The following is a 16,596-nucleotide window of genomic DNA, read 5'->3' as shown; positions in this document are numbered from 1 at the left end:
TTTGGAACGTCAATGACACAGTTCTTTTCCATCATCGTGCTGTTTGTATTTTTTATCTGTGGCTTGTTTAGTCAGCCAGCATTTGCACAGGTAAAGCGTTTATCTACCAGCGAAGGCTTATCGCAAAGCTATGTCAATACTATGCTAATCGATGATAGTGGTTACCTATGGCTATCGACCGAAGGTGGCCTAAACCGTTACGATGGCTATCAAGTTGTGCATATTAAAGGCCCTAATGGCGAGCTAGAAGACGCTATTATCGACCGCATCTACCAAGATCCCCAGGGTTATATTTGGATTGCATCATTGCAAGCGGGTTTATTTCGTTACGATCCTAACACCGATAGTTATCAACAATTTATTGCAAAACCAACTACCGAAGAACAGATTTTCAGCGAGTCTGTGTTTAGCATGGTCGCTCTTGATGATAAGACGCTTTGGCTTGGACGTGGTTGGGATTTTGCAAAACTAGACTTAGAAACTAAACAAGTAACAACAATTTTTGAAATACCAGATCGAGTTAGAAGTAGTGTCATTCGCGATTTGTACCCGTACAAAGGCTTCATTTTTATAGGTACCAGCAATGGGGCGTTTGTGTATGAAATTGCGTCAGGTAAATATCGAAAACTTGACCATCTACAACAAGAACCAACTCATATTTATCAAAACTATGTAAAGTCATTCGCAGTTGTTGACGAGCAAACATTATTGGTTGGTGCTGTTAGGGGCTTGTATCAGATTGATATAAGTCATTTAGATGAAATGTTTGCCTCTCCCGAGCTTGCTTTTAGCAGTAAAACCTTAATTGATGATTTAAATATTTGGACGATAACTCCGAAGGAAACATCAATAACTTTAGGCACTGATAAAGGGTTATTCGAATTTACTCCATCGAATAATGAGCTTGTAAAAAGTACGCGTTTAAAAGATAGCGGATACACACTCGCTGATACGAGTATTATTGATTTAGTTGAGGACAAATCAGGCGGTATGTGGTTGGCGACTAAAAATGATGGAGCCTTTTACTTACCTTATGATAATTATAATTTTAGCAATGTAGTAGCAAACTCAATAAAGGGAGATGGGTTATCTCATCATTCTATATGGGGAATTACTGAGTTTCAGGACAGAGTTTGGCTTGCTACCCATAATGGTTTAACAGCCATTAATTTGGATACCTACGAAAGCGAGGTGTTTTTAAAAGATTACCAAGTGGATCTTATCACCACAGAGTTTACCATCTATCAGGTGATGCCTTACAAAGATAAGCTGTGGTTACACAGTAATCGTGGGATCATGAGTTTTGATCCAAAAACAGGCCAAGCGACCCCGGTGAAAACCGCAGATCCAGAGCAACAAAAATTAATAAACGATTGGGTTCACGGTGTATTATTGATGCCATCTGGGGAGCTATTTTACGTTCACCCTGACTACGGCATGTTTGTTTATAATATTGAAACTCAAGTAATTACCCGTTTGGCAGGGCAGTTTGATGAATTTGAGCCTTTCCTAGCCTATGGATTCTTACCTGCTTTAACAAGTAAGCCTGATTCGCCACTATTTTATAATGCCGGCATTCTGTATCAAGTTGATCCTGATACATACGAGCTAACCACTATTTATACAGTTCCAGAACAACATGAGAATGTTGCTGTTAATGTGATGTCGTACATCATAGATAACAACAATGTACTGTGGTTGTCGTTATCTAATTTCGGTTTGATTGGCTTAGATGCTGATACTTATGAGCATATTTACACGATTGACCTAGAAAAAAACAAACTGGGTACATTGCTCTACGACATGGTGCTCGATGAGGCCGGTATGATCTGGATGAGTAGTCACAAAGGGTTGTGGCGATTAAATCCAGAAAACTTGCATTTTCAGCAGTTTACCGGTGCAGAAGGGTTGTTTTCAACAGAGTTTAATAGTGGCGCATTTACCAAGCTAAAATCTGGGCAGATAGTTTATGGTACTTTAAAAGGGTTTACCTATTTTTACCCGATGGATAACCACTACCAGCAAGCGCTGATTGATCATGTCAATATTACTAACCTTGATCTAATGTCTCGCGATTTGCCTGCTGAGTTAAAACAGCCTATCGACAGTGTTGTCCTTGAGCATGATGATATTGGTCTTGAGGTGGCTTTTTCGGCGATGGCATTTAATTATCAAGAACGTATCATTTATGAGTACCAACTAGGTGATGGACAAAAAACATATACGCGCAATAACAATCGTGTTCTTTTTCCAAAACTAAGTGCAGGAAAGTACCATCTTAAGGTATGGGCAAAAGACCCAGTTACGGGGGACCTGACTCCGCCTGCTATTTTAAATATTGAAGTAAAGTACCCACCTTGGCGAGCCCCACATGTCATTGTATTGTACTTAATTTTGATAGTTTTAATTATTGCTGCATGGGTATTTAGACGTAATCGCATGCAGAAAATTTTGCTGGCCGCTCATAAAGAAAGCCAAGAAAGTGAAGCACGGTTAAAGCTTGCTTTAGAGGGAAGTCATTCAGGGGTGTGGGATTGGTCGTCACAAAGCCCTATTATTTATCAACCTCGTCTTAGGAACGAGCTGGGCTATGATACCGACAGTGTTAATTTAGATGACTATTTAGCAAAAATTCATCCGCATGATAAGCAAACTTTCCGATTGGAATGGCTGGAGTTTTTATCCACTCAAAAAGGTTACTTTAATTGTACTTACCGATTACGTCATGCCGATGGTCAATGGCGATGGTACAAAGATTTTGGCAAAGTGGTCGAATGGCAAGGCACAGCCCCTGAAAAAGTAGCGGGCACGTACACGAATATGACGCGTGAGTTAGTGTTTGAAGAGAATGCTCGTCTCTTTGGTGCAGCTTTTGAACAAACGAGAGACTGGGTATTTATCATAGATAAAAACCTGCGTATCCGCGCCACAAATAAATCACTTCAAGATGCCTTTGATTTTCCCGCAGAGCCGCGCTCAAGCCGCTCTTTAACGCTGGGATTACCTGTATCGGCTCGGATCAATTACTTACGAGTTATGCAAAACCTACAATCGGGTGAGCATTATTCCGCCGAAGATGTTGTGGTTGTGGCAAACGGTGAGAAACGACAAGTATTGATTAAAATTAGTGCTGTAGCAGGCAGCAATCGTCAGCTCGATAGTTATGTGATCATTGTTACTGACATCAGTGCACAAAAACTAGCAGAAAGTGAACTACATATTTTAGCAAACTATGATGCGCTTACTGGTTTACCAAATAAAACATTATTTAATGACCGTGTGAATCATGCGATTGAGCAAGCTGATTATCATAAAACCAAAGTTGCCTTATTAAATGTTAATATCAAGCGCTTTAAATACTTTAATGACTCACTTGGGCGCGAAGAATCTGATGAATTAATTAAACGAGTAGCTCAGCGGTTAAAAAATGTGCTTCGACCTCAAGATAGTATTGCGCGATTTGATGGCGATGAGTTTGTGATTCTAGCTGAAGATTACAAACAAATAGATGAGTTATTGTTACTGTGTGCCAAGGTGATGGACTCAGTAGAAAAACACATAGAGCTAAGTCAGCAAGCCGTTAAGGTTAATCTGAGTGTTGGGGTGGCCGTATACCCAGATGATGCAAGCGGGACTAAAGCGTTGTTAAAAGCGGCAAACGTTGCTTTATATCATGCTAAGCGTCATGTAGAGGGGTGTTATCAATTTTATAAACAAGAGATGAATTTACAGGTTCAGCGTACATTGCATCTTGAATCGCAATTGAGTAAAGCTTACCTAGAGCATGAGTTTTGCAATTATTACCAACCAATAGTCAGTGCAAAAACCCATCAAGTCGCTGGTTTAGAAGTGTTACTTCGCTGGCCTAGTAACGATGTATATAGCCCTGAAGATTTTGCTAATGCGGCAGAAAGTTCAGGACTGATCACCAAAATAATGTTGCAAACCTTATCGCGAGCTCTTATTGAGTTGCGTCAGTGGCACATAACTCATCCTGAACTGTATATCTCAATTAATTTATCGGCCCTTGATTTTGAAAGTGTGAACTTAGTTGCCAACATTGAACACACTCTCAATGCCATAAAAGTACCGGCTAGTGCTGTCGTGTTTGAAATTACCGAGTCGGTGATGATGCGAGATTCAGAAAAAGCTCAACAAAGCATGGAGAAATTAAAGCAGCTAGGCTGTCGTATTTATATGGATGACTTTGGTACAGGTTATGCCTCGTTAACCTATTTAAAGCGTTTCCCGGTTGATGTGCTGAAAATTGATAAAAGTTTCGTTAATGATATTGGTGTTGATAAAGGTGATGAGGCAATTATCAACTCAACTCTAACCTTGGCAAAAAGTTTAGGAAAAGAGTGCGTCGCAGAGGGCGTAGAAACAATCCAACAGCTGCGTTTTTTACAGGCAAAAGATTGTGAGTATTTTCAAGGTTATTTATTTAGTAAACCGGTACCTGGTGATGCAATAGGGCCGCTTTTAGATAAGAGTTGGCATCAAGAGTTTCAGGGATAAAGTTACTGACTTTATCCCTTTAATTATTAATCTTGGCGTTTACCGCAGTGACGGCAATACAGGTTGCGATTGCGGTTTTTAAGTTCGTTATGAATCGCTTTATTTGCCTCTTGCTGACTTAAACCCAGCTTATAACGTAGGTTTTCTAAGTGTTCTTCTTCAATGGGTGACAAGTGCCCATCTTCAACGGCTTCGTGTACTGCATCGGTAAATACTTGTCTACGTTTACGTAACTGCTCAGAAAAGCTTGAAGCTAGCAAACCGGTTGGAATAGCCACCATTCCCATACTCACTAATGTAATGGCACCACCAAATAAGCGACCAAGGGGAGTCACAGGCACGACATCGCCATAACCAACGGTTGTTAGTGTCACCATTGCCCACCACATTGCAGCAGGGATAGAGCCAAATTTATCGGGCTGTACATCGTGTTCAATTAAATAAATACCGCATGAGGCAATTATTAGCACCACGGCCATAATAAAAAAAGCCGCAAGTAGTGAACTACTTTCTTCTTTGAATGAGTTTAAGAGTAGTTGCATCGCCCTTGAATAGCGTGTGAGCTTAAAGATACGCATTAACCTAAGCACCCGTAAGAAGCGTAAATCAACACTCACAAAGACCATCAGAATGGTGGGTAAAATTGCGATAAGGTCAATCAGCGCCAACGGCGAAAAGAAATATCTAATGCGAATCTTTGAGTTTGTCAGCGTGCTTTCTTTATGCACGCTTTTATCTACACAAGACCAAAGCCTGAGCACATATTCTAAGGTGAAGATACCGACAGAAACCAGTTCAATCATTAAAAATTCATGATGATATTGCTTTGCTAAAGGAGCAACCGACTCCAGCACAATTGCCACCACATTGACCATGATCAGCGACATCAAAAATACGTCGAGTGCGCGTCCTATACGTCGATATTTACCGTTACCTTCAAAAACTCGTGCAGTGTAATTTCTTAAACGATGCAAAATAGTGATCCAGTTTTAGTTAAGTTTTAGCACCATATTTATGCTGCCTTCTTCAAAGTCGCGGGTGATCTTAAACCCGAGCTTTCGTGCCAGTTCAATCATGCCGGTGTTTTCCGGCAAAGTAATGCCTGCAATTTGTTTAACGCCTTGGTTTTTACAATGCTCAATCGCCGCATTCATTAATATTGTACCAAGCCCTAAACCTTGGCAATCAGAGCGCACCACAATTGCAAACTCAGCATCGAGCTTGTCAGGATCCATCAATACACGAGATACACCTAATGTGCAGGCTGAGCCATTTTGTTCTTGGCTAACAATAAACGCCATTTCTCGGTCGTAATCGATTTGTGTCATTTTTGCGAGTTGATCATGATTAAATTGCGGTAATTCACCGAAGAAACGCTTATATCTGTCTTCTTTACTTAATGATTGATCAAACTCTAAGTGTGCTTGCTCATCTTCCGGTTTAATGGGCCTTAGCTGTGCTTGGGTATTGTTTTTAAGGGTTACTTCTTTAACTAATTCAATCGGGTAGGGGCGAATGCACAAACGTTTACGGTTCGCTTTTGCTTTATAACGGCTAAGGCCAATGGTCGCATCAAGTACCAAAAACTGCCCGTTGCTGGCTAAAATAGGATTTAGCTCAACACTGGTAATATCAGGTTGGTCGATAACAAGCTGTGAGATACGAGTAAGTAGGGCGCATAAACGGTATTTATCGACTTTTTCTGGTAGTACGCGGTCTTTAAGAACCCCTTTATCGTGCGCCGCAGCAATCAGGTATTTTGCCAAGTTCATATTTAGTGGTGGTAATGCCACTGCGGCTTGAGCGAACTCAAGTCCGGTGCCTGCTTCACCCAGTAAGATCACCGGGCCAAAGTTCGGCTCTGTTTTAATAGCGATGCGCAGTTCATTAGCACCAGCTCGCGGCGCCATTTTTTGTAATGAAAAGCCTTCAATATGGGCATCAGGGTAGGTGTTTTTGATTCGTAGCAGCATGGCAAAGGCTGTTTGCTCAACTTCTTGCGCATCATTTAAATTAAGTACCACACCACCGACTTCAGATTTTGAAGGAATACTTGGGCTAATAAGTTTCAACGCTACCGGAAAACCTAGCTCTATGGCTTGCTCTTTGGCTTCTGTTGGTGTGTAAGCAACCTCAGTTTGAATACAATCAATACCATAATGAGTGAGTATTTGGCTTGCTTCATGGGTTGATAAATAGCTTTGCTCTTCGGCTAAAAACTCATTTACGACATTGCGTGCTGCGTCTTTATTTATTTTTGCATCATCGGTGTTTGATTCTGGCGTTTGCGTTAAATGCTTTTGGTTACGACGATAACTTACTAAGTGCATAAAGGCACCAACTGCACCTTCAGGTGTACGGTAGGTCGGAATGGCATTATTAGCACAGACTTTTCGCGCAGCATACGCGGCATCTTCACCCATAAAATTAGTCATAACATAAGGGCGAGCCATCTTCGGGATTTTCTCTAAGGTTTCGACAATGATCTCAGCATAATCTTCACTCGGTGCAAGCGCTGAAGGGGTATGAATGATCAGCAGGTTTTTAACTTCTTTAGCTTGCAATAAGATTTCTAACGCTTGTTGATAGCGTCTTGGCGCTGAGTCGCCAAAAATATCCACCGGATTTGAAGTCATCTCCGATTGCGGGATAACCTTATTAAGAGCAGCTCTGGTCTCGTCGCTGAGCTCTGCCAGTTTCCCTGAGCTTTGTAATAGCGTATCAACGGCCATGACACCTGGGCCGCCGCCATTGGTTAAAATAGTCAGTTGTTCGACTTTTAGTAATTTGGGGTGCATTGCTAGCGTTTGTGTCGCAGCAAAAAGCTCTCGTAAGTCGTTTACTCTTAACATACCTGCTCGTTGAAATAGCGCATCATAGACCGCATCTGAGCTTTGTTTGCCACCGGTATGGATCTCTGCGGCAAGCGCTCCGGCACTGGTTTTACCGGTTTTAATAGCAATTACGGGTTTACTAAACGCAGCGGCTCGCGCTGCAGAAATAAAGCTGCGAATATCTTCAATATTATCGATATACAACAAGATGGCCTTGGTTTTAGCATCTCGGCCTAAAAAGTCGAGTAACTCATCAAAGTCGATATCTAGGCAATCACCCACAGACACAAAATATGAAAAACCAATCTCTTTGTTTTTCGCCCAATCAAGAATGGTTGAGCAAACAGCAGCTGATTGCGATACAAAGGCGAGCTTTCCAGGGCTTGCAACTGTATGTGAAAAACTGGCATTTAAGCCAATATGAGGAATGAGTAAGCCCAAGCAATTTGGCCCAAGCAAAGATACATTAGCTGCAAGGGCAGCTTCTTTCAGTGCTTGTTTTTGTTCTACGTTTAATCCCGCAGCAATTACCACTGCATGTTTGCAGCCAAGCTCACCTAGCTCATTAATGATGTTAATTAAGGTATTCTTGTTAGTACAAATAACCGCAAGGTCGGGTACTTTTGGTAACACTGCTATACTTGGATAAGCTAATACACCATGTACAGCACTGTGATTTAAACTAACAGGCATGATAGGGCCTTTAAAACCCCCTTGCAGCAGATTGCGCATCACCACAAAGCCAGCACGATTTGGAGAGTTAGAGGCGCCAATTACAGCGACCGATTTAGGGTTAAAAAATTGGCTAATACGTTTAACGCTCATGCTGTTTCCTTTGCTTGCGCTGTTTGTTAAAACTTCAGGGTCTGTTAAGTTTAATACACCCAAACTAGAACCGACACGCTTCTAAAGTATTAATAGTTATACTCATAAGATAACCTGTTTATAACTACTTTTCGAGTCAAAAACAGTGACCTACATCAAGGAGAAAAGCATGAATAAGACGCAACCATTTAATATCGTTATTGCAGCGTGCGCATTGGCGGTTGGTTTGCTTGGATTAGGTTTTATATTGAAAAGTGCAGCCCTTGATGTAAAAGGCATGGAGCGCACCGTCCACGTTAAAGGTTTAGCGGAAATGGAAGTGCCAGCCGACACCGTTATTTGGCCATTGCAGTTTTCTGATGCCGATAACAACCTCGAAAAACTAGTTGGTCGGGTTGAAGAGAAAAGCGATGCGGTTGTGGCTTTTTTAAAGCTACATGGTTTTAGCGATGAAGAAATAAGCCTCGGCAGCCAATCAATTATTGATAAACAAGCTCGTGAATATGGCGGCGAAAATCAGCAGTTTCGTTATATTGCCCGTAATAATGTTATTGTTTATTCAAATGATATTGAAAAAGTACAGCATGCGCTAGGCGAAGTAAGCCAATTAGCTAAGCAAGGCATTGCGATAGTACAAGACAATTACGAAACGCGTATTCAATATTTATTTAATGGCTTAAATGAAATCAAGCCTAATATGATTCAAGAGGCAACCGAAAAAGCCCGTGAAGTGGCAATGAAATTTGCCAAAGATTCTCAGTCTAAGTTGGGTAAAATTAAAACCGCCCACCAAGGCCAGTTTTCAATTTCTGATAGAGATTCAAACACGCCTCAGCTGAAAAAAGTGCGTGTTGTTACCAGTGTAGAATATTATTTATCTGACTAAACCCAATACCACAGATAAAGGCAGCCGCATGCGTGTACATACAATCACCATGCGGCAAAGCGCACCAAGCATAAAACCACCACTAAACGCCACAGCCACCCCCAATAAGCCAAACTGATCTTTTAACAGCATCGCCATCAAAACCGTGATGCTGGTTGCACCCAGTAATACATACAAGTTGATCAGCGGGTTCCCTTTTAACTTGATCATACTACTGGCTAAAATTCTCGCTGGTAGTAACAACTGCCCGAGTAACAGCAGCATTAAAATCCAAAACCCTTCTTCTAATTGGCTTTCACCATATAAATTAAGTAGCGGTTTTGCGAGCAGGGCAAGTAGCAAGATAGAGGCAAAGTTAAAGCGCCACAGTACTTTCATTAACTCACTAAGTTGCTGAACGGTTGTCTCATCGGCCATTAAAATGGGTTTTAAATATTGGTTGGCGGCATTGCCTAAAATAGTCAGTAAGCCGGCAATCACCACCGCAGGAAAGAAGATACTTACGCCTTGTGCACCAAACCAGTGATGCACCAGTAATACATCGAGTTTTGCGACTAATACAGTACCTGCACCACTGGCGAGCATGATCAATGAGTCTTTACACCATTGCTTGGTTTGGTAGCGGGCAGTACTTGCGACGATCATTTTCTTGATTAACCAATATTGATAACTGACTACACACAACATGCTACAAAACAACAAGATACAAATCTCGACTAAAGATAAGTCGCCACGTATCAAATAAACTAAGAAACAAAAGCCCGCGGTTAATAATTCAAAGATACATTGCTGCGTTATCAGGCCTATTTTGGGTTTGTTTAAAGCCACTAAAAAAGCAGATTGGCTTTGCATAATGGCGCCAATCGGCACCAGTAACAGTAAATAAATTACATGTTCTTTGGCACTTTGATGCGGCGAAATGGCCTGAAAGCTGATCACCACAGCTGCAACAAAAATCACCCCGAATAAACAAGATGCAGCTAAATAAACATGCTTTAAGCCACGCAGTAAATCATGTTGTTGAGCTTTGTAGAGCGGATAGCTAATACGCATTAACGACGATGCAAAGCCCATGCTCGCTGGTAACAAAAGAATTTCACAAAGTGCGAGTAACGCGGCGAAAGTGCCAAACTCATCATTACTTAATAACCTTGCAAGGCACAAGGTAAGAACAATACGGCTACCATGGTTAAGGGCGGTAAAACTGCTGAGCGATAAAAACGCTTTAACAACATCCTTATTCATGAAATTATTGATTAAGGGCGTTTAATAACTGCGCCGTTGGCACTTGCAAATAGGCCGCACACAGTAAAACTTTACTGTCGGCACTCGTTGGTTGATTGGCACCATAAAATTGCTTTAGGGTGTTTATTAAGGCACTGACTGCGCTAGGGCTTTGGTCGACTTCCATCATGGCTAATAATGCGGAGAACTCATGCTTTGCTAGCATTTGAGTCGTACTGTTTTGCGCTATAAAGCAACCAATAGGAGTGAGCTGCTGTTTATTCAATGTTTTTAAAGCAACGCCTAAGCTTTCGTTGCTTTCAAATAACATTAACGAACGCAAATAGTTAAAGGGGAGTTTATCTGCCTGACACAGCGTAAATAAATGATGTAGTAGGGTGTTACCTTGGTTGTCTGTAACACAAAAAGCATTTTGAAACTTAAGGCCAGGCGTGAAAAAGCTCAGCTTATCAATATCATCAATCAAGGCAACAGCTTCGCTTGGCAGTGGGCTTGCTTCAAGTAAATGCGCTGCAACATTTTGTAAAAAAAGGTATTTAACTTCACTACTGCAAGCTAATTGATAGATGTGCTGTAACTGTGCCGCTTGTAAAACCCCCGACAAGCTTTGATAATCGGCAATAAGTTCTTTTAACTGATGATGTTGAAGTCGGCTGTTCAGTTGCTCTATCGCGCTTTGCATGGAATTACCCGTTTTTTATTATTTATACATTTATAGCTCAACTACTTGTTTAAATAAATAAAAAAGGCCGCTGAGCGGCCTTTTTCAAGTTTTTATTGCTTAAGCTGCTTGTTTCTTAGCAACCCATTGGTCAACAAACTTCTCTAGTACATTTAATGGTACTGCACCATTTTTAAGTACTACATCGTGGAATTCACGAATATCGAATTTATCGCCAAGTTTTTCTTTAGCCCCTTCACGAAGCTCTAAAATTTTCAGCATGCCCACTTTGTATGCCGTTGCTTGTGAAGGCATTACAATGTGACGCTCAACCATTTTAACGCCATCAGAGGTTGCATTTGGTGTGTTATTTACGTAGTAGTCGATACCTTCTTGACGTGTCCACTTCATAGCATGGATACCTGTATCTACTACTAGTCGACATGCACGCCATAGTTCCATAGCAAGACGACCAAAATCTGAATATGGGTCTTCATATAAGCCCATTTCTTTTGGTACTAGTTCAGAGTATAAACCCCAACCTTCAACATACGCTGTGTAGCCGCCAAACTTACGGAACTTAGGTACACCTTCAAGCTCTTGCGCGATAGCAATTTGCATGTGGTGGCCTGGAATACCTTCGTGGTATGCAAGTGCTTCCATTTGGTATGTTGGCATTGCTTCCATGTCGTAAAGGTTTGCGTAATAAATACCCGGGCGTGAACCATCTGGCGCAGGTTGTTGGTAGAACGCTTTACCTGCTGCTTTTTCACGGAATGCTTCTACAGCTTTAACTTTAAGGTCAGCTTTTGGCTTAACAATGAATAGCTCGTCTAAACGAGATTTCATGTTATCGATAAGCGCCGTTGCTTCATCAAGGTAACGTTGTTTACCTTCTGCCGTGTTAGGGTAGTAGAACTGCTTATCAGTTTTCATGAATTGCATGAATGCTTTAAGGTCACCTTCAAAGCCTACTTTGTCTTTGATTGCACGCATTTCGTCGTGAATACGCGCGACTTCAGCTAAACCGATTGTGTGAATTTCTTTCGCAGTTAAATCAGTGGTTGTTGTACGTGCTAAGGCGTTATTGTAGAACGCTTCGCCGTCAGGGAATTTCCAAGCACCATCACGGTCATCAGCGCGTTTTTCTAGCTGAGCTAAGAAATTAATTAACTTAGTATAAGAAGGTTTTACTGCTGCTTTTAAGGCTTTTTCAGCATCGCTGATAAGTACTGATTTTTCGCTATCGGCAATCTCTAATGCGTTAACTTTACGTTTAAAGTCAGCAAGTAATGTTGAGTCTTCACCGTCGTGGAATGGTGCGCCGCGTAAGATATTTTGGCTTGAATCAATCACGTGTGGGAAAACAAACTTAGGCGCGATAATGCCTTTATCTGCACGTACTTCAAGGTCTTTGATTAGTTGATCAATAACCGTTGTAACACCATTTAAACGTGAGATATACGCTTTTGCATCAGAGACATCGGCAATTTGATGTTGGTTGATTAAAAACGCAGGGATCATTGAGTGAACACCAAACATTTGGTTCACCGGGTAGTTGTAATGACGCCATTTGAAATCAGCAATTTCGTTTTCAAGATCTTGCTTTTTAAGGTCGTAACTTACTTTTGTTGCGTCATCTAATAGGTCGCGGTTAATTGCGTTAAGCGCAACTAGGTCAGCTTTAGTTTGTTCAAAGTCTTCTAAAACGCGCTCTTCACTGCCATCGTCCCATTTGTCGTAATCTTTTTTGATGCCCATGTATGTTTGATAAATAGGGCTTTTCATTACGTCACGGTTAAAAGTATCTTCGAAGAAGGCATTAGCTTTATCGATTTCACTTTGTACAGGTTGGCTTTGTACACTTGGTGCAGGCGTTGGTTGCTCTTGCATTTGTTGGCAGCCGCCAAGTAATGCAACACTTACCGCCGCAGCGATGAAGGTCAGTTTACGCATTATCGTTCCTTTGTAGTTGTTAGAAATTTAATTATAATTCTTAAACGAATAATTCTAGCAGGTCATTCAAAAAACGTTGGCCTTTAGGGCTTACCTGCCAGTTATCTTTATCATCAATTAGTAGGCCTTTTGCAATCGCTTCAGTCAAGGCTTGTTCCTGACTTTGCAGTGACAAACTTGTAAGCAAAGGTAAATCAGCTTTCGGACACGGTTCGACTAAGCGAAAACGATTCATAAAGAATTCAAAGGCTAAGTCGTCTTTGGTTACTTGCCATTGCTCATATAAATACGGTTTAGCTAGATCCATATAACCGCGCGGGTGTTTAACTTTTACCGTACGGGTGATGACTTTATTTTCATCAGTAATTTTACCATGAGCGCCACAGCCGATACCGAGATAATCGCCAAATCGCCAATAATTCAGGTTATGACGGCATTGGTAACCTGGCTTTGCGTAACCTGAGATCTCATATTGCTCATAACCTGCTGCAGCTAGTAAGGCTTGTCCTTGCTCTTGAATATCCCAAAGGATGTCATCATGAGGCAAGGTCGGTGGCTTTGACGCGAACTGAGTGTTTGGCTCAATTGTTAGCTGATACCAAGAAATATGGGGAGGATTAAGGGCGATGATTTTTTCAAGGTCGCCCAAGGCATCTTCAACAGATTGTCCGGGTAAGCCATGCATTAAATCGAGGTTAAAGCTGTTTAGCCCCGCTTGGTGCGCCTGTTTAGCCGCATAGCTTGCTTCATCTGCACCATGGATGCGGCCAAGGGCTTTTAGCTTGTCGTTTTGCATGCTTTGCACACCAATCGAAATACGATTAATGCCAGCAGCAACATACTCTTTAAAGCGACCGGTTTCGACAGTACCAGGGTTAGCCTCTAGGGTAATTTCACAGTCATCGCTTAGGCCAATTAATCTGTCGACTTCACCAAGCAGGCGAGTATATGCGTCACCAGTTAATAAGCTTGGAGTACCGCCACCAATAAAGATACTGTGGATTTTACGCCCTTGTACTAGGTGCAAATCGGCCTTGAGATCATCAATAAGATGCTGAGCGTATTCTTTTTCGGGGATTGTGCCTTTTTGGCCATGGCTATTAAAGTCACAGTATGGGCACTTTTGCACGCACCAAGGCACGTGCACATATAAACTTAAAGGCGGTAAACTCACAGGCCGCCTTTTTGCTGCAATTGCGCAAGTAGTTGTTTTAAAGCTTGGCCGCGATGGCTAAGGGCATTTTTTTGCTCTTTAGTTAACTGGGCGCTCGTGCATTGCTCAGACGGTACGTAAAAAACAGGATCATAACCAAACCCACCCTGACCATCTTGGCTATGGGTGATTTCGCCTTCCCAACTGGCACTACAAATAAGTGGTGTCGGGTCGTCGGCGTGGCGCATTAATACTAAAACACACCAAAAACGCGCACTACGAACAGGGTTATCAGCAAGCTCTTTTAATAGCTTGTCGATATTATCTTGATCACTCGCACCCGCTCCAGCAAAGCGTGCAGAGTACACACCCGGCGCACCATTTAGGCCGTCTACTTCCAGACCTGAGTCATCGGCAATCGCAGGCATGCCCGTGATCTTTGCCGCATGACGCGCTTTAATAATGGCGTTTTCAACAAATGTGGTGCCTGTCTCTGGTACGTCAGGTACTTGAAAATCACTTTGTGGAACCACGTTAATATTAAGTGGGCTGAGCATACTTGCCAGCTCTTTTACTTTGCCAGGATTACCCGTGGCTAAAACCAAGGTGTTGTTCATAGGGTCTATTAATCTACGTAAAATTTTTGCTGAAACTTCAGCGTTTGTACTTTGCCATTTTGATTAATTTCGATATCAAAACGGTAAATTTCTTCGTTGCTGTAATCGATTTGCGCGAGGTAATAAATTGCATCGCCTTCAACAACCTCTTTAAATTCAAGCTGCTTTTTATTGCCAAGCAAGTTGCGCGCTGTGCCTGTTAAAGTTGCCGTCTGCGCTGTTTTATCGCTGTTTTTTAATACCGAAATATTGATTATCCCTTTGTTAGGGCTGCGGTCTAAATCGTAGTTTTTGGCGATGCTAGGCTGAATAAAGGTCGATGGAAATGCAATGTAGTGAACTTCCCAAGGGCCAAGTACCTTATACTGAGCGCCTGCTTGTTCATCGGCCTGGGCAAGAGTTGTAAATAAACTTAATAAAATCAAAGAAAAATAAATAACTTGCTTCATGCTATATCTCACTTAACAAAAGAGGCCTTTTCGGCCTCTTGATGTAGTTGTTATTACTTAGCCTATAAAATCCATCAATAAGATTTGTAAAAACTGTAGACCAATGATCAGTACTAAAATCGATAAATCAAGACCGCCAAGTGGTGGAATGATTTTACGAATAGGGCGAAGCATAGGTTCAGTCAGCTGATGAAAAACGGCCTCAATAGGATTGTAACCTTGGCTTACCCAGCTCAATAATGCACGAATTATTAAGACCCAAAATAACAGATTTAAGCCTTCTTTTATTACAGTCATTAATGCAGAAACAAATACTGGTGCTGGAGACCAGGTACCGTAAAACATCAGTAAAATCACACTAATTTTGGCTACGGCTACAAGATATGCAAGGACTAACGATGCCATATCAAAGCCACCCAATCCCGGAATAATTTTACGAAGAGGATTTACTGCAAATGATGTTGCTTTTACTACAAATTGGCTAATTGGATTATAAAAGTCCGCTTTTGCCGTTTGTAACCAAAAGCGTAAAAGGACCACCATTAAAAAGAGATCGAAAACAATCCCAACTAAAAATTGCATGGCTTGCATAGTTTTACCTTCAAAAAGTAAGCTTAAAGTTCTTTTTCCATTGCCTGAGCGCGAGCGATACAGGCGTCCATTGCATCAGCAACTGTAGCGACTAAACCTTGTGATTTAAGGTGCTCTACCGCTTCATGAGTTGTACCGCCTTTCGATGTAACATTTGCTCGTAACTGAGTTATGCTGATATCTGGTTGTGAAAGTGCCATTTCAGCTGCGCCAAGCGCCGTTTGCTGTACTAAGCGGCGTGCATCTTCATCATTAAAACCAAGGGCTTTTGCTTTTTCTTCAATGGCTTCCATAAATAAGAAAAAGTAAGCAGGTGATGAGCCTGTCACAGCGATAATATCGTTAATTTGAGACTCGTGTTCTACCCATTTAACAATACCTGTACACTCGAATACCTGTTGAACAAACTCATGTTCTTCAGCGGTTTCATCTGCGCCGAATAATCCAGATACGCCACGACCAAGCAATGATGGTGTATTTGGCATACAACGCACCATTTTCACATCTTGACCTAGCATTTCACGTAAACGTTTTACGGTAAGACCTGCTGCCACTGAAATAAATAGCTTGTCGCTAAAATCAACACCAGAATCTTGGAATGATTGGCAAAGATCACCCATCATTTGTGGTTTAACAGACAAGACAATTACATCTGCATCGCGAAGTGCCGCGTTGTTATCCGCGGTAGTTTGCACCCCGAAATCAGCAGCAACCTTAGCTAATTTTTCTTGGTTGCGATTGGTTGCAATAATATTTTTAGCTGCAAAACCGTTCTTTACCATGCCACCGATAATGGCGTAGCTCATGTTACCCGTGCCTATAAATGCGATTTTTTTGTCTGACATATGTCTGTTATCACCT

12 protein-coding genes are annotated in these 16,596 nt (G+C 41.6%); 2 read left to right on the top strand and 10 right to left on the bottom strand.

Annotated features, from left to right (window positions below):
- Positions 1-12: 12 nt before the first annotated feature.
- On the top strand, positions 13-4,518 hold the full coding sequence (locus L1264_RS12210) for an EAL domain-containing protein (RefSeq protein ID WP_135923597.1): 4,506 nt from the start codon (positions 13-15) through the stop codon (positions 4,516-4,518).
- Positions 4,519-4,544: 26 nt separating this feature from the next.
- On the opposite strand, the gene L1264_RS12205 is transcribed toward L1264_RS12210, so the two are convergent.
- Both L1264_RS12205 and L1264_RS12200 read right to left on the bottom strand, forming a co-directional pair.
- Complete coding sequence (locus L1264_RS12205) at positions 4,545-5,492, bottom strand: ion transporter (RefSeq protein ID WP_235404049.1); 948 nt, start codon at positions 5,490-5,492, stop codon at positions 4,545-4,547.
- Between the two features lie 15 nt (positions 5,493-5,507).
- Entirely contained in the window at positions 5,508-8,177 is a 2,670-nt protein-coding gene (locus tag L1264_RS12200; protein ID WP_199526082.1) for a bifunctional acetate--CoA ligase family protein/GNAT family N-acetyltransferase, read from the bottom strand.
- 169 nt (positions 8,178-8,346) lie between these two features.
- On the opposite strand from L1264_RS12200, the gene L1264_RS12195 reads away from it, so the two are divergent.
- Complete coding sequence (locus L1264_RS12195; protein ID WP_135923600.1) at positions 8,347-9,063, top strand: SIMPL domain-containing protein; 717 nt, start codon at positions 8,347-8,349, stop codon at positions 9,061-9,063.
- Here L1264_RS12195 and L1264_RS12190 read toward each other — a convergent pair.
- The 8 genes from L1264_RS12190 to proC form a co-directional block, all read right to left on the bottom strand.
- A complete protein-coding gene (locus L1264_RS12190) occupies positions 9,052-10,308 on the bottom strand; it encodes a lipopolysaccharide biosynthesis protein (protein ID WP_199526083.1) in 1,257 nt (418 codons plus the stop codon). The two genes, L1264_RS12195 and L1264_RS12190, sit on opposite strands and share 12 nt — an antisense overlap.
- A 4-nt stretch (positions 10,309-10,312) precedes the next feature.
- A complete protein-coding gene (locus L1264_RS12185) occupies positions 10,313-10,990 on the bottom strand; it encodes a hypothetical protein (protein WP_199526085.1) in 678 nt (225 codons plus the stop codon).
- A gap of 99 nt (positions 10,991-11,089) precedes the next feature.
- Positions 11,090-12,925, bottom strand: coding sequence for a DUF885 domain-containing protein (locus L1264_RS12180; protein ID WP_199526087.1), 1,836 nt, complete (start codon positions 12,923-12,925; stop codon positions 11,090-11,092).
- 40 nt (positions 12,926-12,965) lie between these two features.
- Complete coding sequence (gene hemW, locus L1264_RS12175) at positions 12,966-14,099, bottom strand: radical SAM family heme chaperone HemW (RefSeq protein ID WP_199526088.1); 1,134 nt, start codon at positions 14,097-14,099, stop codon at positions 12,966-12,968.
- Positions 14,096-14,695 carry an XTP/dITP diphosphatase gene (locus L1264_RS12170; RefSeq protein WP_058586594.1) on the bottom strand — a complete coding sequence of 200 codons (600 nt, stop codon included), beginning with the start codon at positions 14,693-14,695 and terminating at the stop codon, positions 14,096-14,098. The genes hemW and L1264_RS12170 overlap by 4 nt, the downstream gene beginning before the upstream one ends.
- An 8-nt stretch (positions 14,696-14,703) precedes the next feature.
- On the bottom strand, positions 14,704-15,144 hold the full coding sequence (locus L1264_RS12165) for a DUF4426 domain-containing protein (protein WP_135923605.1): 441 nt from the start codon (positions 15,142-15,144) through the stop codon (positions 14,704-14,706).
- Between the two features lie 57 nt (positions 15,145-15,201).
- A complete protein-coding gene (locus tag L1264_RS12160; protein WP_135923606.1) occupies positions 15,202-15,735 on the bottom strand; it encodes a YggT family protein in 534 nt (177 codons plus the stop codon).
- Between the two features lie 23 nt (positions 15,736-15,758).
- On the bottom strand, positions 15,759-16,580 hold the full coding sequence (gene proC / locus L1264_RS12155) for a pyrroline-5-carboxylate reductase (protein WP_199526089.1): 822 nt from the start codon (positions 16,578-16,580) through the stop codon (positions 15,759-15,761).
- Positions 16,581-16,596 lie beyond the last annotated feature (16 nt).

This window comes from Pseudoalteromonas sp. APAL1, from assembly GCF_021532475.1.
In the GTDB taxonomy this organism is placed as follows: domain Bacteria; phylum Pseudomonadota; class Gammaproteobacteria; order Enterobacterales; family Alteromonadaceae; genus Pseudoalteromonas; species Pseudoalteromonas lipolytica_C.
Note: the sequence above shows the minus strand (reverse complement) of the source record. Positions and strands in the feature narration are given on the sequence as shown.